The organism is Pelobium manganitolerans, assembly GCF_003609575.1.
Taxonomy (GTDB): Bacteria; Bacteroidota; Bacteroidia; order Sphingobacteriales; family Sphingobacteriaceae; genus Pseudopedobacter; species Pseudopedobacter manganitolerans.
Map to the genome: position 1 here is coordinate 48,259 of NZ_MBTA01000002.1, position 19,129 is coordinate 67,387.

The 19,129-nt window shown below is 42.2% G+C and carries 15 protein-coding genes; 10 read left to right on the top strand and 5 right to left on the bottom strand.

Annotated features, from left to right (window positions below; genetic code table 11):
* Nucleotides 1–134: 134 nt before the first annotated feature.
* Together pnp and BCY91_RS02420 are read right to left on the bottom strand one after the other, a co-directional pair.
* Nucleotides 135–2,279, bottom strand: coding sequence for a polyribonucleotide nucleotidyltransferase (pnp, locus tag BCY91_RS02415; protein WP_120180442.1), 2,145 nt, complete (start codon nt 2,277–2,279; stop codon nt 135–137).
* Between the two features lie 293 nt (nt 2,280–2,572).
* Nucleotides 2,573–4,066, bottom strand: coding sequence for an NAD(P)H-hydrate dehydratase (locus tag BCY91_RS02420; protein ID WP_120180443.1), 1,494 nt, complete (start codon nt 4,064–4,066; stop codon nt 2,573–2,575).
* Nucleotides 4,067–4,253: 187 nt separating this feature from the next.
* On the opposite strand from BCY91_RS02420, the gene BCY91_RS02425 reads away from it, so the two are divergent.
* From BCY91_RS02425 to BCY91_RS02435, 3 genes are all read left to right on the top strand, one after another.
* Entirely contained in the window at nt 4,254–6,578 is a 2,325-nt protein-coding gene (locus BCY91_RS02425; protein WP_147387890.1) for a response regulator, read from the top strand.
* A gap of 90 nt (nt 6,579–6,668) precedes the next feature.
* Entirely contained in the window at nt 6,669–7,757 is a 1,089-nt protein-coding gene (gene mnmA, locus BCY91_RS02430; RefSeq protein WP_120180445.1) for a tRNA 2-thiouridine(34) synthase MnmA, read from the top strand.
* Between the two features lie 148 nt (nt 7,758–7,905).
* Nucleotides 7,906–8,577 (top strand): hypothetical protein, encoded by a 672-nt coding sequence (locus tag BCY91_RS02435; RefSeq protein WP_120180446.1) that lies wholly within the window; start codon nt 7,906–7,908, stop codon nt 8,575–8,577.
* Here BCY91_RS02435 and BCY91_RS02440 read toward each other — a convergent pair.
* On the bottom strand, nt 8,574–9,131 hold the full coding sequence (locus tag BCY91_RS02440) for a DUF421 domain-containing protein (protein ID WP_147387891.1): 558 nt from the start codon (nt 9,129–9,131) through the stop codon (nt 8,574–8,576). The genes BCY91_RS02435 and BCY91_RS02440 overlap by 4 nt on opposite strands.
* A gap of 122 nt (nt 9,132–9,253) precedes the next feature.
* A complete protein-coding gene (locus BCY91_RS02445; RefSeq protein ID WP_120180448.1) occupies nt 9,254–10,420 on the bottom strand; it encodes an aldose epimerase family protein in 1,167 nt (388 codons plus the stop codon).
* 173 nt (nt 10,421–10,593) lie between these two features.
* Here BCY91_RS02445 and BCY91_RS02450 point away from each other — a divergent pair, with 173 nt between their 5' ends.
* The 7 genes from BCY91_RS02450 (at nt 10,594) to BCY91_RS02480 (ending at nt 18,252) form a co-directional block, all read left to right on the top strand.
* Nucleotides 10,594–11,706 carry an aminotransferase class I/II-fold pyridoxal phosphate-dependent enzyme gene (locus tag BCY91_RS02450; RefSeq protein ID WP_120180449.1) on the top strand — a complete coding sequence of 371 codons (1,113 nt, stop codon included), beginning with the start codon at nt 10,594–10,596 and terminating at the stop codon, nt 11,704–11,706.
* A gap of 3 nt (nt 11,707–11,709) precedes the next feature.
* On the top strand, nt 11,710–12,327 hold the full coding sequence (bioD, locus tag BCY91_RS02455) for a dethiobiotin synthase (protein WP_120180450.1): 618 nt from the start codon (nt 11,710–11,712) through the stop codon (nt 12,325–12,327).
* Nucleotides 12,328–12,337: 10 nt separating this feature from the next.
* Complete coding sequence (locus BCY91_RS02460; RefSeq protein WP_120180451.1) at nt 12,338–13,042, top strand: 3'-5' exonuclease; 705 nt, start codon at nt 12,338–12,340, stop codon at nt 13,040–13,042.
* 79 nt (nt 13,043–13,121) lie between these two features.
* Nucleotides 13,122–13,790 (top strand): ferredoxin reductase domain-containing protein, encoded by a 669-nt coding sequence (locus BCY91_RS02465; protein ID WP_120180452.1) that lies wholly within the window; start codon nt 13,122–13,124, stop codon nt 13,788–13,790.
* Nucleotides 13,791–13,946: 156 nt separating this feature from the next.
* Nucleotides 13,947–16,658 carry an Ig-like domain-containing protein gene (locus tag BCY91_RS02470; protein WP_120180453.1) on the top strand — a complete coding sequence of 904 codons (2,712 nt, stop codon included), beginning with the start codon at nt 13,947–13,949 and terminating at the stop codon, nt 16,656–16,658.
* 130 nt (nt 16,659–16,788) lie between these two features.
* Nucleotides 16,789–17,772, top strand: coding sequence for an aldo/keto reductase (locus tag BCY91_RS02475; protein WP_120180454.1), 984 nt, complete (start codon nt 16,789–16,791; stop codon nt 17,770–17,772).
* 93 nt (nt 17,773–17,865) lie between these two features.
* Entirely contained in the window at nt 17,866–18,252 is a 387-nt protein-coding gene (locus tag BCY91_RS02480; RefSeq protein ID WP_120180455.1) for a RidA family protein, read from the top strand.
* Nucleotides 18,253–18,315: 63 nt separating this feature from the next.
* Here the strand turns inward: BCY91_RS02480 and fabG are convergent, their stop codons facing one another.
* Nucleotides 18,316–19,059, bottom strand: coding sequence for a 3-oxoacyl-[acyl-carrier-protein] reductase (gene fabG, locus BCY91_RS02485; RefSeq protein WP_120180456.1), 744 nt, complete (start codon nt 19,057–19,059; stop codon nt 18,316–18,318).
* Nucleotides 19,060–19,129: the final 70 nt, after the last annotated feature.

Below are 19,129 nucleotides of genomic sequence, written 5' to 3' on the forward strand. Positions count from 1 at the left end.
CAGTATGGGTTTCACGCTACGGCCAGCTATGTGTCTCAAATTTCACATCTCCCACCACGCATTGTCTTTACTCTTTACTCCTTCCATCCTTGTTCCAAAAAAAAGCCTCAGCGTGTGTGCTGAGGCTTTTTTTATTAAGCGTCTTGCTTCGCTGGTTCTTTTGGAGGGCGAGGCAATAGGGCTTTTCGAGAAAGCTTCAGTTTACCTTGCTTATCAATATCCAACAATTTAACGCGCACCTCATCTCCTACTTGGAAAATACCGTCCATTGTTTCAAAACGTTTCCAGTCGATTTCTGAAATGTGCAACAAACCGTCTTTACCCGGCATAATCTCTACAAACGCACCAAAAGGCATAATAGATTTCACTTTACCTTCGTACACTTCGCCAACTTCTGGTTTAGCAACGATGTTTTTAATACGGGTGGTCGCTTGGTCAATCGCTGCTTTGTTGTCCGCAAAAATCTGGATGTAACCGCGGTTGTCTTTTTCTTCGATATTGATGGTAGCACCGGTCTCGCGCTGCATCTCTTGGATAATTTTACCGCCCGGACCTATAATAGCACCGATAAATTCTTTATCAATCACCATAGAAACAATACGTGGCGCATGTGGCTTGTAATCTTCTCTTGGTTTTGATAAGGTTTTTTCAATCTCACCTAAAATATGTAAACGGCCGTCTTTTGCCTGGTCTAAAGCTTTTGATAAAACTTCGTAAGATAAACCGTTAACTTTTAAGTCCATTTGGCAAGCGGTAATCCCTTTGGCGGTACCGGTAACTTTAAAGTCCATATCGCCCAAGTGATCCTCATCACCTAAAATATCTGATAAGATGGCATATTTACCTGTATTTTCATCGGTAATTAAACCCATGGCAATACCGGTAACAGGCGCTTTAAGTTGTACCCCTGCATCCATTAAAGCCAATGTTCCGGCACAAACGGTAGCCATAGACGATGATCCGTTAGACTCTAAAATATCAGAAACTACGCGGATAGTGTATGGGTTTTCTTCATCAGAAGGCAACACTTTTTTAATGGCACGCATGGCCAAGTTACCGTGGCCAACCTCTCTACGGCCTACACCGCGGTTAGGGCGAGCCTCGCCGGTAGAGAAGGCCGGAAAGTTATAGTGCAACATAAAACGGTTGTAGCCGTTGATGAAAGCACCGTCTATCATTTGCTCATCTGCCTTAGCACCTAAAGTTACAGTTGTTAAAGATTGGGTTTCGCCACGGGTAAAAATTGCCGAACCGTGCGCAGAAGGCAGATAGCCTACCTCGCTCCAGATTGGGCGAATTTGTGTGGTAGAACGTCCGTCTAAGCGGATGCCTTCATTTAAAAGCAATGCCCTAACAGCGTCGTACTGCACATCGTGGAAATATTTTTTAGCTAAGAATTTGGTTCCTTCGCTCGCATCCTCGCCTAAAGCTTCTAAAACCTCTGTTTGGATGGCTTTAAATTGCGATGAACGGTCGTCTTTACCTAAATTAGATTTTGCAACTGCGTAAACTTTATCGTAAGTATCTTTAGTGATTTTTGCTTTTAATTCTAAATCACTGTCTTCATGGCTATACGTGCGCTTTTCGGTTTTGCCCACTAAACGGGTAAGCTCCTCTTGTGCGGCAACTTGCTTTTTGATAGCTTCGTGCGCAAATTGGATGGCTTCTACTAATTCTGCCTCAGAAATCTCGTCAGACTCGCCCTCAACCATGTTGATGTCTTTGGCAGAACCTGCCACGATAAACTCTAAGCTGGCACGCTCAAGATCTGTACGGCTAGGGTTAATTACCAACTGACCGTCAATTTTAGCTACACGCACCTCAGAAATTGGCCCGTTAAACGGGATGTCTGAAACTGCTATGGCGGCCGAAGCGGCTAAACCGGCTAAAGCATCGGGCATAATGTCTTTGTCGGACGATATTAAAGAAATCATCACTTGGGTTTCTGCGTGATAATCTTCTGGGAATAAAGGACGTAAAGCCCTATCTACTAATCTGGAAATCAGAACCTCGTAATCAGAAAGGCGAGCCTCTCTTCTTAAAAAACCTCCTGGAATACGTCCGCTTGCGGCATATTTTTCTTGATAGTCAACGGATAAAGGAAGGAAGTCGACACCTTCTTTTGCATCTTTATTACTAACAACAGTGGCTAAAAGCATGGTATCGCCTTGTTTCACGACTACTGATCCGTCGGCCTGTTTGGCCAATTTCCCAGTTTCGATCTCAATGATACGGCCTTCGCCTAAATCAATCGACTGTTTAATTACATTTAAACTCATATATTATTTTTTATCGGTGCAAAAGTACGTTTTTATCTCTGTATTTTGGGAGGCCTATAAAAAATGTTTGCGCTTTTACAAGGAGAAGGGAATTTATTTGTGTTTTGTAGGTAAATGATTTTTTTAAACGGTTCTAGCTCCAAGGGTTTGCTTGGTAACGAGTGCGTGCGGATTGTGTTAGTACGAAGATTAAACTTCCGAAGTTTAGCTACTAAACGTTTCCAGTTTTTGGATTTTAATTTTTACTTCGCTAGCGAGCGCCGGCGAGTGCCAAGAAAGAGCAAAAAAAACTGTTACTTCGGCAACAACTCCTTTAATACCTGTGGCATATTTTTAATTAGCGCCGTTGCGGGCACCACCAGCATACTTTGTGCAAGTTGCTCTCCGGCATAACCGTGGCTAAACACGGCCAGCTGTATGGCTTTTTCCACTTCGTAACCTTGCGAAATAAGGCTGGCAATGATCCCCGTAAGCGCATCGCCCATACCTCCGCTGGCCATAGCAGGCGAGCCAGATGAGTTGAAGTAACAAATACCGCCGGGCGAAAAAATCATGGTATAACGGTTTTTCAGTACTATAAAGGCCTTCAGTTCTTTTGCTTGTCGCCTAGCGGTTTCTATACGTTGCCACCAACTGTTGTGCGTACCAAATAAACGGTCGAACTCTTTCATATGCGGGGTAAAAACAGAATGCTCGGGCACCATCTGCAACAGCTCTGGGTGCTTGCTTAATAGGTTAATGGCATCTGCATCTATCACCATCGGCTTTTTAAAACCGTTTAAAATCTGTTTAAGTAAGCCTAAAGCTTCCTCGTGTGTGCCTAATCCCGGCCCAATAGCTACTACACTGTATTTTTCAAAATCCGCATCGCTTAAATCCTCGCGGTTAAAATACATGGCTTCGGGCAAACGCGTATTTAATGCTGTTAAGCCCGAAGATGGGATCATTGCCGAGGTTAAACCAGCGCCGGCTTTTACACAGGCTTCGGTGCATATGAGCGCCGCGCCCATGGTTTCCTTCGCTCCTGCCACAATTAGCGAATGTCCTAGCAGGCCTTTGTGCTCAAAAGGTTGACGCGCTTTTATAAAACGTTGCACCCCACCCTTCCAAAGCCAGTAATAAGGCGAAGGCGTGCTTTGGATATAATTCTCGTCAAGGCCGATGTTTGCTACTTTCCAATCTTTGATGTAGGGACCAGAAATAGGCAATAAGAAATTTAATTTCGGACGTTGAAATGTGACCACAAAATCCGATTTAACAATGACGGCATCTGCAAATTCCCCTTCGCATGGCATCCCGCTTGGTACATCTACGGATACTTTATAAGCCGAAAGCTGATTCATTTTTTTAACCAGTTCCCGGTATTCGCCCTGCAAGGGGCGGTTTAATCCCGACCCAAAAAGGGCATCAATCACAAAATCTGCATTGTAAGAATCTAAATCTGCCGCGTGTTTTAGGTAAAAAATGGAAACGTCTTTCTCTTGCAGGCGCTCCAAATTGAGCTCAAAATCTTCGGAAGCATTCTCGCTGAAATCGGCAATATAGGTTTGTATCTGCTGGTAACCTTCGTCAAACAACAAGCGCGAAATAGCTAAACCATCGCCTCCATTATTGCCTCTGCCACAAAAAATCAATACACTTTTTTTCCTGTCGGGAAAGCGGTCGATAAAAATTTTAACAAAGGCATGTGACGCCCTTTCCATTAATTCCGAAGATTCAATAGGCTCATTCTCAATGGTGTATCTCTCGGCTTCTCGGCTTTGCGCGGCGGTCAGTAATTTCAGCATAGTTAGCGTCAACAAGGTTTCTGATATATATCGATTTGGATTATCCCAAACCTATAATAAATTAAAATAATCAGACAATTATTTACCCAAATAAAATGCCAATATTTTGTGTAAATACAATCCATTTCGTGGACCGGTTATTTTCATAAAAGACAACCAAATTGGCTTTGTGTACGTATACACCCGCATGAAAATTAAACGTGAAGATTTTAATCTATTTGTACACCAAAAGGATGAAAAGCACAAAATCACACAAATATCGTTAGTTGCCATTACGGTGGCTGCTTTTATGGCAGTAGGCTTATTATTATTAGGACTTGCTTTACCGGCTTACAACATCATTGCGTTCTGTATAGTTGCTTCAATTGTGGCAATACTATATTTTGAAGGGAAAATTAAAGAGATAGCACTTATTAATACCATCATTGCAAATGTTTTTATCACCTCCGGGATTGTACTACATGGGCTAAAGGGTGGGGGCTACCTCTATTTTTTCGCATTTTATATGGGCCTCCCCCATATTTTTAGCACTGATAAACCTCATCAGAAAAAGCTTTTTTTCTGTTATTTACTTACAACCGTCTGCTTGCTTGGATGTTTGTTTTTTGTTCCAGAACGTAGCGTATGGGAAAATTATAACGAGGAGGTATATAAAAAATCATTTTACGTTAATTGTGTCGCTGCAATTGCTATGTGCATGGGTTTTTCTTATAAAGGAGTTGTTTTTGCTCGGCAACATGCGGCGCGTTTATTTCACCAGAAAGAGAAAGCTTTAAAACTAAATACTTTGTTAGCAGAAAAATCTGCTGAATTAAGTCGTCAAGCATTAGTTTTACAGCGTGCGAACGAAGATTTACAGGCACAATCTGAAGAGCTACAGGCCCAGGCAGAGGAGTTACAAGTGCAATCTGAAGAGTTGCAGGCGCAGACAGAGGAACTGGCCGACAAAAACGACCAACTTTTAAAAGAGCGACAACGCGCCGATGAGGCCAATGCAGCCAAGAGCATTTTTTTGGCCAATATGAGCCATGAAATCCGCACGCCCATGAACGGCATTTTGGGCATGAGCCATTTACTGAGTGATACTGCCCTTGATGATGAGCAAAGAGAGTATGTAAAAATCATCAACAGCAGTAGCGATGCACTAGTGAGTATCATCAACGATATTTTAGATTATTCAAAAATAGAATCGGGAAACCTAAAAATAGAAAGTTACCCATATCAATTACATGAGGGCATAGAGGGTGTTTTAGATTTGTTTGCCACCAAAGCTTGCGAAAAAGGTATTGATTTAGTGTACGATATTGACCCAGACGTACCTAAAACGATTGTTACAGACGGACTGCGTTTAAGGCAGATTTTAATTAATTTGGTGGGCAATGCCCTTAAATTTACTTCCAAAGGCGAGGTTTTTATAAAAGTTAGCAAAAAACCATCGGCCACGGCCGAATGCCAGATTTGCTTTGCCATCCGCGATAGCGGCATTGGTATCCCGGCCGAAAAAGTTTCACAGCTTTTTGACGCGTTTATGCAAGTGGACGCCTCTACAACGCGCAAATACGGCGGTACAGGCTTAGGATTGTCCATCAGCAAGTTTTTGATTGAACTATTAGGTGGCGAGATTGAGGTGGAGAGCAAGCTCAACGAGGGCGCAACGTTTTCGTTTTACATTAGCGCTACTGCTATTCAAGAAGAACATGAAACCGCCCCTCCCGTGGATTTACCGAATGCAGTTTTATTGGTGGACGATAATGAAACCTTGCGAGAGGTGAGCAAGAAGTGGTTTGAGGAGCTGGAGCTGAAATTAAGCACTGCCTCCAACGGCAAAGAAGCTTTGGATATTTTGGAGCGAGGCGGCGTTTTTGATTTAGTGATTACGGACAAGATAATGCTGGGGATGGACGGCGTTGAATTGCTGCAACAGATCCGCCATAAACAAACCGATCTGCCTGTCGTTTTAACCGACTATCCGCGTGCGTCAACCTCTAAAGCACAACTGGCTGCTTTTTCCGATTATTTGCCGAAACCCATTAAAAAACATCGGCTAATACATTTGCTTAAATCATTTAAGGGTACACCTATTAGGGAAAAAACAGCTGTAAAAAAAGCGTATGATGCGGATTTTTCGAAACAGCACCCCCTGGAAATTTTAATTGCCGAAGACAATTTGATTAACCAAAAACTGGCCGAGCGGGTACTACAGAAACTGGGCTATTCCCCAAAATTAGCCAATAACGGCGCCGAAGCTTTAGAAGCCTGCCGAAACAAAAATTTTGATGTGGTATTAATGGATATGCTGATGCCCGAAATGGACGGCTTAACGGCCACGCGCCTTATCAGAAATACGCTTCCGCAACAGCCAAAAATTATTGCCATGACGGCCAATGCCATGCCACAAGATCGCGAAGCTTGTTTACAAGCGGGGATGGACGACTACATTTCTAAACCTTTTAAGTTGGATGATTTAACCAACGCATTAAGCACGGCCGCAAAGGAAACTCATGAGCGCTAAACATTACTAGCTTCTGAAAATTACGTCTTGTTGACTGGCTAAACCCACGAAGCAAAAATTTAAAATTATCTTTGCAAAAATTTTAAGGGAATGAGCAAGCACGGTAGAATTTTGGTGGCCATGAGTGGCGGTGTGGACAGTTCTGTAGCAGCAGTGATGTTGCACGAGCAGGGTTATGAGGTAATTGGCCTAACCATGAAGACTTGGGATTATGCCTCAGCTGGTGCAAACTCTAAAGAAACCGGCTGTTGTAGCCTCGACTCTATTAACGATGCGCGGGCCTTAGCCGTGGGTTACGGAATGCCACATTATATATTGGATATCAGGGATGAGTTTGGCGATTTTGTGATTGACAATTTTGTGGATGAATATTTGGCCGGCAGAACCCCAAACCCTTGCGTTTTGTGCAATACCCACATTAAATGGGAAGCGCTTTTAAAACGTGCAGATAAGCTGGACTGCGAATTTATTGCCACTGGACACTACGCAAATATCCGCTTACAGGATAACGGGCGCTACGTAATTTCAAAAGGTAAGGATGAAAATAAAGATCAGTCTTACGTGCTGTGGGGCGTATCGCAAAAAAACCTGGCACGCACGCGTTTCCCTCTAGGTTCTTTTACCAAAGCAGAAATACGTCAAATGGCTTTGGATATGGGACAACAAGAGCTGGCCAACAAAAGCGAGAGCTACGAAATTTGCTTTGTGCCTGACAATGATTACCGCGCATTTTTGAAACACCGCGTGCCAGATTTAGAAGCTGAGGTTGATGGCGGAGATTTTGTGCTGACAAACGGCACCAAAGTAGGCAAGCATAAAGGCTACCCATTTTATACCATTGGCCAACGCCGTGGTTTGGGCATAGCCCTTGGCCAACCTATGTTTGTAACCCAAATTATGCCCGAGAGCAATACGGTGGTTTTAGGTACCGAGGATGAACTGCAACGCAGCGAAGCGATGGTGCGTAACTTAAATCTGATTAAATACGAAAGTATTCCCGAGCCTTTAGAGGCAATTACAAAAATCCGTTATAAAGATGCAGGTGCTATGAGCCATATCCAACAAATTGGTGAGCATATGAAAGTAAACTTTGCACATGCGGTTTATGGCGTGGCACCGGGGCAATCGGCAGTTTTTTATGAGGGGAACGATTTGCTGGGCGGCGGTTTTTTGATGTAGGAAGCCTCTCCCCCGGCCCTCTCCGGAGGAGAGGGGAGCATATTGAGTGTTAAAATAAATAACGGTTTTTGGCAGCATTCCAAGATGTTGTGGATAGGATTGAAAATCCTGATTTAAACCTATATATTTAAGGCTATATTTAATTCTGATGCGTAAATTTTTAGCTCTGGCATTTGGCATTTGCCTGTTTTGCTTTTCTTGCACCAAAGAACATAACGCGCCCCCTGTTAATTTAGAGCCGGAATTTTACCCCCTAGAGCTGGGCTGGGTGTATATTTATGATGTAGATTCGGCGAATTACGACCATTTTACTCCAGAATTTTATAAGTATCAAATCAAGGATAGCGTGGCAGATACTTTTATGGATTTAACGGGTGCCACCAATTACCGTATTGAACGCTATAAACGTTTGAACGAAAATTCGCCTTGGGCTATTCAGCAGGTATTTTCCCGAAATAAAAGCTTGCGCGCGGCAGAAGAGTTTATCGGTAATCAGCGTTTTGTAAGGCTGATTTTTCCGCCTAAAGCAGGTAGCGTATGGAACGGCAACTCTAAAAACACGCTTGGCGAGCAAGATTATGTGATTGAAGCTGAAGTTGCCCCGCTCCAGTTAAACGGATTTGAGTTTGACAGTACGGTTACCGTTAAAGAAATTGACGAATTTAATTTAATTGAGGAAGACTTAGCGCTCTCTGTTTATGCGAAACATGTTGGCTTAGTCCAAAAAACAGTTACCAGTATCGGCAAAAATATCGAGAATGGAAAAACCACTAGTGGTAAAGTGTACAGCTACAAGTTGGTTGAAATTAAAAAACCTTAACCTTTTTCGGGGTTCTTCATTTGCGTTTCTGCGTCCCAGTGCGGGTCGCTTAAATTTTGTTCTTTACCGGATATTTTAGTGACAGTAATTTCGCCATTACGTTCCATATAAACTTTATCTACCTTTTCCAAATCATCGCTTGATAAATATTTGCGTACCGTTGGCAATACATCATCTTTGTTTACCAGCGCTTTATCTAAATTTCTGTCGATAAACTTCCGGTTTTTATACAGCAGAATTTCTTTCCCCTCGGTGATATTTCTTAGCCAAGTATGATGGACCGTTACCCAAGCAAACAAGCGGTGCAATAAAACGATAAGCAAACAACTTACGATTACCGGCACAAAGGGCGAAGCGCCTACCACTCCCCTGCTTAAAATGCTTCCCAATAAAATGGAGATGATTAAATCGAGCGGGGTTTTTAAGCCAAAAGAACGCCGACCAGAAACGCGCAATAATAGCAGTGCCAAGAAAAAAACCACAAAGCTGCGGGCGCACATGTTGCCAACAGTCAAATGCTTTCCTACTCCAAATATGGCATGTAACGTTTCCATAGTGATACAAAAACGCAAATAAAATGCCATACAGCGTATTTTCCGGCTAAAGCCGAAACAGAGAATCAAAAAAAATCCCCAACCTATTTAGCTGGGGATTTACGATTATTTTAGCGCTATGTCTACTTGGTGCTAAACTTATAGATAGAGGTGGTTTTGTAAGTGTCGCCCGGTTTCAACTCTGTTGAAGGGAAATCTTTGTGATTTGGCGAATCTGGAAAATGTTGTGTTTCTAAACAAAAAGCAGTGCGATAATCGTCTTTCACGCCGTTTTTGAAAGTGTTACTGCCGTTCATAAAGTTACCAGAGTAAAACTGCAAGCCCGGTTCTTCGGTGTAAACATCCATCACAATACCCGATTTATCGCCCGTTACAGTTGCCGCGTGGTTCATTCCCATAGCTTTAGTGCCGTTTAATACGTAATTATGGTCGTAACCTTTGCCATATTTCAGTTGTTGGTTATCGGCATTTATCCTCTCGCCAATGGTTGTTGGCTTGGTAAAATCAAACGGTGTGCCTGCAACTTTTTCAATCCCGGTAGGAATTAAGCCCGAATCAACCGGTGTGTATTCATCCGCGTAAATCTGCAAGGTATGGTCTAAAATAGTTCCGCTTCCTTCGCCATTCAAGTTAAAATAAGCGTGGTTAGTTAAGTTTACGATAGTCTTTTTATCGGTTGTGGCCTCATAATCCATTTTCAACTCGTTATCATCGGTTAAACTATAAGTTACCTTCACATTTAAATTTCCAGGATAGCCTTCTTCGCCGTCTTTAGATAAATAGCTCAAAATCAAGGTATGGTCGTTTGGCTGGCTGGCATCCCAAACTTTTGTTTTAAAACCATTTGTACCGCCGTGCAAAGAGTTTACCCCGTCGTTTATATTTGCCTGATACTCTTTGCCGTCAATAGTAAATTTCCCTTTAGCTATGCGGTTCCCAAACCGTCCAATAGTTGCGCCGTAAAAACCGTCTGTAGGTTGCTGGTACGCATCGGCACTGCCAAAACCCACAACAACATCTGTTAATTTACCCGCACTATCTGGCACCATTAAACTGATGATGCGGCCTCCTAAATTGGTGAAAACCGCCTTCATGTTATTTTTATTGGTAAGGGTGTACAATTTAACTGCTTTGCCGTTAATTGTGGTATCGAATTTTGCACTATCAATGGTAACTAGGTTTACCGAATCTTGTGCGGTGTCTGTGGCGGTTTTGTTGTTGCTGCAAGCGCTCAAAACGGCCAAGCTAGTTGCCGAGGCAAATAGCAGAGATTTCATTGTTGCTTTCATTGTTTTTTTGGATTCTGATATGATTAAGGTTGTTAAAATTGTTTTATTAAATGAAGATTTATTAATTGTCGGAAATACAAGAATAATAAATTTTGGAAAGAAATGAGCGCATTTTGCCTGTTAAAACGATATATTTGATTGCTACCGCACCAAAAAGTATAAATTGCTAAGCCTTGGATAACTTTTTACAGCAGAAACTTGAGGAAAGAAAAGCCGAAAATGCTTTAAGAGCTTTGCAGCACTATCCAGAAAATTTAGCCGATTTTTTCTCTAACGATTATCTTAGTTTTGCACGTTCACCACAACATAAGCAAGCTGTTGAGCAGTTGATGGCAAGTCATCCAAATGCGAAGAACGGCGCTACCGGCTCGCGTTTGATATCCGGCAACAGCCGCTTTGCCGAAGAATTAGAGCAACATATTGCCAGTTTCCATCTCGCGGAAGCGGCCTTAGTTTTTAACTCGGGTTACGATGCCAATGTGGGCCTACTATCATGCATTGCCCAAAGAGGCGATACCATTATCTGCGACGAGTTGATACACGCCAGCCTGATAGACGGTGCACGTTTAAGCTTAGCTAACCGCTACACTTTTGCGCATAACAATTTGGCCGCCTTAGAAGAAAAACTGAAGCAAAGCAAAGGCAATATTTTTATTGTCACCGAAAGCGTTTTTTCTATGGACGGCGATACCGCTCCGTTGGCAGACTTATGCGACTTAGCCAAAAAATATAAAGCGCATCTAATTGTGGACGAAGCGCATGGATTGGGCGTTTTCGGAAATAAAGGGGAAGGTTTATGCCAAAGTTTAAATTTGCAAAACGAGATTTTTGCACGCGTTTACACTTACGGCAAAGCTTTGGGCTGCCACGGCGCGGCAGTGGTGGGCAGCAATTTGCTAAAACAGTACCTTATTAATTTTGCGCGGTCTTTTATTTATACTACCGCCCTCCCCTTCCATGCGCTAGCATGTATCTGGGAGGGCTACCGAGCTTTAGAAAAAACAGAAAATCGCTTGTTGCTGCACGAAAACATTGCTTTGTTTAAACGCTTGGTCAACGGTAAAACTTTGGCTTTTTTACCTAGTGATAGCGCCATCCATTGCATGTTGGTGCCCGGCAACGAGGCCTGTAAAAACCTGGCGGAGCGTTTACAAAAAAATGGGTTTAACGTAAAAGCGATTTTAAGCCCCACGGTGGCCAAAGGAAAAGAACGCTTGCGCATTTGCATACACGCGCATAATAGCAAAGCAGAAATTTACGAGTTAAGCAGTCAACTGAATTTATAAAAAATGAGTCAACAATATTTTGTAACGGGCATTGGGACAGAAATTGGAAAAACTTTGTGCGCAGCCGTGCTTACCGAACATTTACAAGCCGATTATTGGAAACCCATCCAATCCGGCGATTTGCACCATACAGACAGTATGAAAGTTGCGTCGTTCATCAGCAATACAAAAACCCAAATATTCCAAGAAGCTTACCGTTTGCAACAACCTTTTTCGCCGCATCACTCGGCAAATTTAGACGGTGTACACATCGATTTAGATAAAATTCAACTGCCGCAAACCAAAAAAAATTTAATTGTTGAAGGTGCCGGTGGGCTGATGGTTCCTTTAAACGGAAAAGATTTGATTATTGATTTAATTAAAAAGCTGGGGCTGGAAGTCATTTTAGTTTCTAAAAACTATTTGGGCAGCATTAACCACACGCTGCTTTCGATAGAAGCTTTGCGAAACCGCGGTATCCCAATTAAAGGAATTATCTTCAATGGCGACCGCAATGAGTCAACCGAAAGCATTATTTTAAGCCGCACACAAATTCACCTTATCGCAAACATCCCTACCGTTCAAAAAGCAGACACAGCAACGGTAAAGCATTTGGCCGAAAGCCTAAAATTTAATTTATAAAACAGCCCATATGCTCGAAAACATCGACTTAATGAACGTTTTGGTTTTAGATATTGAAACCGTTCCGCAGTATGCTAGCTACCAAGAAGTGCCCCCAACCTTAAAACATTTGTGGGAGCAAAAAACCGTTTATCAGCGAAAAGAAAATGACACTCCGGAAAGCTTTTATGGGCGCGCCGGCATTTGGGCCGAATTTGGGAAAATAGTTTGTATTTCTGTAGGGATGTTTGCCAACAAACAAAGTTTCAGGGTAAAATCTTTTTACGGTGATGATGAAAAGGCCTTGCTAGAACGCTTTTTAGGCTTACTGGCCAGCCAACCAAAAGATTTATGCCTTTGCGCACACAACGGGAAGGAGTTTGATATCCCGTACATCTGCCGGCGCTTGTTAATCAATAATCTTCCTTTAGCGCCACAACTCCATTTAAACGGTAAAAAACCGTGGGAAATTAATCATTTAGACACGCTTGAACTGTGGAAGTTTGGCGACTATAAAAACTATACTTCGCTTAATCTTTTGGCCGCCATTTTTGGTATCCCTACCCCAAAAGACGACATTGACGGCAGCATGGTAGGCGAAATTTACTGGCAGCATAAAGATTTAAATCGGATTAAAACTTACTGCCAAAAAGATGTGGTGACCACCGCGCGCATCCTACAAAAATTTAAGGCTTTGCCGGTTTTAAGTGATGAGCAGATTACGTATGCAGAATAAATACAGGCAAATCTTTGAGGTTTCAAAAATCCTGATTTTACTATACATACGGCAAGATTTTTGCACCTGATATGGCATTATGGAAAATCACATTGTAAAAATCATAGACGTTTCTCCTGTTGTATCGCACGTGTTCCGCATCCGTACAGAAAAACCGGCAGGCTACCTTTTTAGCCCGGGACAAGCCACAGAAGTTTCATTACAGTATGCGGGTTGGGAAAACGAAAAAAGACCTTTCACTTTTACCTGCTTACCTAGCGACAATTATTTAGAATTTACGATAAAAACCTACGAAGCGCACCAAGGCGTTACCAAACGTATAGCTACCGTTGCCCCGGGCGACGAATTTGAGATAGGCGACAGCTGGGGAACCATCCAGTACAAAGGTCCGGGCGTATTTATTGCCGGAGGAGCCGGCGTAACCCCCTTTTTATCTATTTTACGACACCTAAACAGCGAGGGCAATTTAGGGCATAACCAATTGATATGCTCCAATAAATATGAAGATGAGATTATTTGTTTTGACGAGCTGAAGAGTATGCTTGGTGATCGGTTTATGAATACCATTACCCAACAAAAAGATCCAGAATTGCCCAAAGGGAGAATTAATGAGGCATACTTGAAAACACATATCCAAAATTTTGACCAACCCTTTTACGTTTGCGGTCCCGAAAAATTTGTAGAGGATATTTTAAATATCTTAAAAGGTTTAGGCGCTAAGCCAGACGGTCTGGTTTTTGAACAGTAACCATGCATTTATAGCAAGGCCGGTATTTTTTTGAGCAATTTTAGTGGATCAAAACAGAATAAAGCGGGCACAATCTGTGTTAAAAAAGCCTAAATTTTGAATAATATTTATTAAAAAACCTCATAAAAGCTAAATTAGGGCAATTCAAAAACTATAATGAGTCGATTTAAAACTGCCCTTTATCTTCTTTGCCTTGTTGTTTTAGCTTTCAACAGTAGCTTTTTAAAAGCTCAAAATATCCCTTTAACAGAGTTAGCGCAAAAACAAGCACAGCTTAGCGCCGCTTTCCCGATAGAAAAAGTCCACCTCCAGTTTGATAAGCCATACTACGCTGTTGGCGATACTGCTTGGTTTAAAGCCTACGTGCTAAGCGGATTAAACATCCCTTCGCCGTATAGCAAAATATTGTATGTAGAGTTTATTAATGAGCGCGACTCTTTAATGGAAACCTTAAAATTCCCGCTCGAAAACAGCGTGGCCAGCGGAAGCTTGTTGTTTCCGTATCCGGATTTTAAAGAAGGCAATTACCACGTGCGCGCCTACACCAAATGGATGCTAAACCGCGATGCGGACTATTTTTTCTCAAAAAACATTTACGTTGGCAACGCCCTAAATAAAGAATTAAGCACCAACATTGCTTTTGACGGAAGTATAGACGATAAAGCCCAAAGGGTAAAAGCCAAAATTCTATTTAAAGACGCCAATGGCAAACCTTTAGCCAACAAAAAAGTAAGTTGGGAGGTTAACGCCGACTTTACGCGCGTAGGGCGAGGCAAAGAAACTACCGACGCTAACGGCGCCATCACCCTGGATTTTAGCAGCTCTAACAAAATAGCGCTTAATAGCGGTGTTTTAAGCACTTCTGTAGAGCTGGGCGATAAAAAAGTCGTTAATAAAAACTTCGATTTAAAAACAGCTATTTTAGAAAACGACATCCAGTTTTTTCCGGAGGGAGGCAATCTACTCAACGGCGTTGAAACAAAAATCGGTTTTAAAGCTATTAGTTCTAACGGTTTAGGCACAGCTGTTTCTGGCACGGTTAGCAACCAAAACGGGCAAAAAGTTGGCGAATTTAAAAGTCAGCATTTAGGGATGGGCCATTTTTTATTACATCCTAAGTTTGGCGAAAAATATACCGCGGACGTACTTTTTGAAAACGGCGAAAAGAAAACTTTTGCTTTACCGGCGGTTACCAATGAAGGTATAAACCTGGCCATCAGCCAAAAGGCAGACAGTTTGTACTTAAAAATTGCCACTACAGATGAATTTCTGGAGAAAAATAAAAACCAAGCCTTTTACATTGTTGCACAAAACGGAAATGCCTTGTTTTATGCGGCGCAAAGTGTATTGCGCCTAAAAGATTATACCATTGTACTGCCCGTTGACAACTTCCCGAACGGTTTATTGCAAGTTTCTATCCTTAAACCCAATTACCAGCCTTATACAGAGCGCTTAACCTTTATCCTGCGTAAAGACTTTACAAGCGTTTCTTTAAAACCGGAAACGCCCGCGTTTAACGGTCGGCAAAAAATCAAGTTCAATTTGCAGTTATTGGGCGGCGTAAACCCCGCACAAGGCAATTACTCGGTATCGGTGATCAATGCCGCCAAAGTACCTTTTGATGTAAATAAAGAAACTACCATTTACAGTAATTTACTGCTCAGCTCATACATTGCAGGCTATGTAGAACAACCTAATTATTACTTCAATACAGAAAACCCGAGCCGTTTGGAAGATTTAGATAACCTGTTGCTTACCCAAGGTTATAGCAGTTTTGCTTACGCCGATATCGCCGCTGGCAAAACACCAAAAGTTAATGTAATGCCAGAAGATGGCATCAACATCAGTGGTACCATCCGCAGAAGCGATGGGATGCCGTGGGATAAAGCGCGTTTGTTGTTTCAGATACCAGACAAACATTATAGCACCACCGCTATTACTGATAAAGACGGCCGTTTTGAATTTAAACATCTTATTTTCAAAGATTCATCCGAGGTTATTATCAATGCGCGAAACAACGTAAACAGCAAAGATATCCGCATTATGGTGGATGGCGAAAGCTATCCGGCTTTAACCCGCAACATCAACAAGGCTGATAATGTGTTGAATATGGACAGTTTTATGGAAACCTATTTGGCTAATAGCAAAATAGAACACCGCGATGCTTTTATGCTACAAGAGGTGGTGGTTAAAGCTGCGCCATCTAAAAAACCAAGTCATACCGATTATACGGCACTGGCTGGCTTAAGTATGCAGGCAGACCGGGAAATAGCTGGCGATCAGCTTGCCGGTTGCAACATTTTGACCAACTGTTTGGCAACAGCCGGACTTACTTATATTGATTATCAACTATATTTAACCAAAGCCTACACACAAGGAAGCAGAACGCCCATCGAGATTTATGTTAATGATATGCCGGTAGATGTTAACTACCTTTTGGGTTTAGATCCGAAAGGTATAGAATCTATCGAGGTGTTTAATAACGATGGATTAACCGGAATTAACCAGCGCACCAATACCTTGGGCGTGGTGGTTTTTAACATGAAAGAAATTAAGAAAACGCCGATAAGTAAAGACCAGCTAAAAGATTTATTTCCGCCGAATAATGTGCTTACGTTTAAACCCAAAGGCTACAGCACTACGCGTAGTTTTTATGTGCCAAAATATGCTGGGCCACGTACTTCGCTACAAATGCAAGATTACCGAACAACCATTTACTGGAACCCGCAGGTATTAACAGACAAAGACGGAAAAGGCAGTTTTGAATTTTACAATAGCGACGATAAAGGGCCGTACCGCGTGATATTAGAGGGTGTAGATGCCAGCGGAAATATTGCCCGAGGCGTTTATGAATATAGTCTGAAATAGCGGCGAAAAGAGGATTAAGGTTTAAGGATAAGGTTTAAGGTGTAGGGTTTAAGGGATAAGGTTAAAGCTGAAAACGTAACTACCACCGGACCTCGGAAACCGAACACCGGACAACCGAACAAACGAAAAAATGAAATACAGAAAATTAGGAAAAACAGGTTTACAGGTATCAGAAATTAGCTTAGGGACCTGGCAAGTTGGTGGGCGCTGGGGCGATGACTTTAGCAACCGAAACGCTGACGAAATATTGAACAAAGCCGTTGATGAGGGCGTTAATTTTATTGATACTGCCGATGTTTACGGCGATGGTTTAAGTGAAAAAGCAGTCGGCAGACTAATAAAAACGCGTAAAGAACAAATTTACGTGGCAAGCAAATGTGGCAGAAAACTGGACCCGCATACCGCTGATGCCTACACTCCCGCAGCACTCAGAACCTTTGTGGAAGACAGTCTGCGGAATATGGGCTTAGAAACTATCGATCTAATTCAGCTGCACTGCCCGCCTACAGACGTATTTTACAAGCCAGAGATTTTTGAACTTTTTGATAGGCTGAAAGACGAAGGGAAAATCAGATTTATGGGCGTAAGCATAGAGAAGGTGGAAGAAGGTTTAAAAGCCATGCAGTACAGCAATGTTTGCACTATCCAACTCATCTATAATATCTTTAGGCAGCGCCCCAATGAATTACTTTTTGCGCAAGCAAAGCGGAATAATATAGGTTTAATTGCGCGTGTACCTTTAGCAAGTGGACTTTTGACCGGAAAATTTGATCATCAAAGCAGTTTTACAAAAGATGACCACCGCAATTTTAACCGCAACGGCGAGCAGTTTGATAAAGGTGAAACCTTTTCTGGGGTAGACTACGATAAAGGCCTAGCAGCGGTTGAACAGTTAAAGCAGTTGTTCCCCAATGTTAATCTTCCGTCTCTGGCTTTACGTTGGATTTTGGCATCTGACGAAATCTCGTGCGTAATACCGGGTGCATCAAACGTAACACAGCTGCAAAATAACATCACCGCCGCTAATGACGGAGAGTTAAACGCCATACAAATCGAAAAAATCAAACATATTTACGAACAGTTTATTAAAGCGGAGGTTCATCAGCGTTGGTAATGCCCTTTTATTAGAAAAGCTGCAATATAATTTTGCTAAAATTTTTGCTTAGAATATTTGCCAAAACTCTATTTTGCATCAAATTCTAAACAGATGAACAAAAGACAAAACTTTACCTCGGGCTCGCCTTGGGAAGACATTATTGGCTACTGCCGTGCCGTAAAAGTGGGCAACACCATTGAAATTGCCGGAACTACAGCTTCAAAAGATGAAGCCGGAAACGCACTGACTAACGTGCACGACCAAACCAAAGCCATTTTAGAGAAACTGTCTAAAGTATTGCAAGACGCCGGCGCTTCTTTAAATGACGTGGTACGCACCCGTATGTTTTTAACAGATATTACCCAGTGGGAAGAGGCGGCCAAAGCGCACGGACATTTTTTTAAGGATATTAAACCTGTAACCACCATGGTTGAGGTCTCTAAACTAATTGACCCCGAAATTTTAATTGAAATTGAAGTTAGCGCGATAATTAGCTAGCAAAAAAGCCGAACGCTCATTCCCGCTCGGCTTTTTAATTTTCATTTTTTAATTTTCACTTGCTTAAAGCATCCCGCCACAAACACTTAAAGTTTGTCCGGTAACGTAAGCGCTCATATCAGAAGCCAAGAAAACGCAAACATTGGCAATGTCTTCTGTTTCTCCGGCGCGTTTTAATGGGATATCTTTTTCCCAGCCTTCAACCACTTTCGGGTCCAAAACTTCGGTCATTTCCGTTTTGATAAAACCCGGTGCAACCACGTTAGCCCGAATATTGCGCGAACCCAATTCTTTAGCTACAGATTTAGTGAAACCGATGATGCCCGCCTTTGAAGCCGCATAATTTGCTTGCCCGGCATTACCTTGCACGCCCACCACAGAGCTCATGTTAATAAACACGCCCTTGCGGTTTTTCATCATTATTTTAGAAGCTGCCTTGGTGGTATTAAACACCGATTTTAGGTTTACCTCAATTACGTCGTCGAAGTTTTCTTCGCTCATGCGCATCAACAAACCGTCTTTGGTAATACCAGCATTATTAACCACGATATCTAAACCTCCAAAATCTGCGACGATATTGTTAATCAATTCCTCGGCTTCCGCAAATTTAGAGGCATCGGACCGGTAGCCTTTTACCTGCGTGCCGTAGGCTTTCAGTTCTTCTTCTAAGGCCTTACCTTTTTCTACCGATGATAAATAGGTAAAAGCAACTTTAGCGCCCTGTTCGGCAAATTTTTCGGCAATTTTACGGCCTATCCCTTTGGAAGCTCCGGTAATCAGAGCAACTTTTCCTTCTAACAGTTTCATGTTTTAGTATTTAAAGCCGTGAAAATACTAATTTTTATACAACCTCAGCCGTTAGGGTGGCTCATAAAAA

What these genes read in the sequence shown, in the direction of transcription:
- BCY91_RS02470 (WP_120180453.1), top strand. Translation starts at nt 13,947, where the DNA reads ATGAGTCGATTTAAAACTGCCCTTTATCTTCTTTGCCTTGTTGTTTTA.
- BCY91_RS02425 (WP_147387890.1), top strand. Translation starts at nt 4,254, where the DNA reads ATGAAAATTAAACGTGAAGATTTTAATCTATTTGTACACCAAAAGGAT.
- BCY91_RS02465 (WP_120180452.1), top strand. Translation starts at nt 13,122, where the DNA reads ATGGAAAATCACATTGTAAAAATCATAGACGTTTCTCCTGTTGTATCG.
- fabG (WP_120180456.1), bottom strand. Translation starts at nt 19,059, where the DNA reads ATGAAACTGTTAGAAGGAAAAGTTGCTCTGATTACCGGAGCTTCCAAA.
- BCY91_RS02460 (WP_120180451.1), top strand. Translation starts at nt 12,338, where the DNA reads ATGCTCGAAAACATCGACTTAATGAACGTTTTGGTTTTAGATATTGAA.
- BCY91_RS02480 (WP_120180455.1), top strand. Translation starts at nt 17,866, where the DNA reads ATGAACAAAAGACAAAACTTTACCTCGGGCTCGCCTTGGGAAGACATT.
- BCY91_RS02445 (WP_120180448.1), bottom strand. Translation starts at nt 10,420, where the DNA reads ATGAAAGCAACAATGAAATCTCTGCTATTTGCCTCGGCAACTAGCTTG.
- BCY91_RS02440 (WP_147387891.1), bottom strand. Translation starts at nt 9,131, where the DNA reads ATGGAAACGTTACATGCCATATTTGGAGTAGGAAAGCATTTGACTGTT.
- BCY91_RS02435 (WP_120180446.1), top strand. Translation starts at nt 7,906, where the DNA reads ATGCGTAAATTTTTAGCTCTGGCATTTGGCATTTGCCTGTTTTGCTTT.
- BCY91_RS02475 (WP_120180454.1), top strand. Translation starts at nt 16,789, where the DNA reads ATGAAATACAGAAAATTAGGAAAAACAGGTTTACAGGTATCAGAAATT.
- mnmA (WP_120180445.1), top strand. Translation starts at nt 6,669, where the DNA reads ATGAGCAAGCACGGTAGAATTTTGGTGGCCATGAGTGGCGGTGTGGAC.
- pnp (WP_120180442.1), bottom strand. Translation starts at nt 2,279, where the DNA reads ATGAGTTTAAATGTAATTAAACAGTCGATTGATTTAGGCGAAGGCCGT.
- BCY91_RS02420 (WP_120180443.1), bottom strand. Translation starts at nt 4,066, where the DNA reads ATGCTGAAATTACTGACCGCCGCGCAAAGCCGAGAAGCCGAGAGATAC.
- bioD (WP_120180450.1), top strand. Translation starts at nt 11,710, where the DNA reads ATGAGTCAACAATATTTTGTAACGGGCATTGGGACAGAAATTGGAAAA.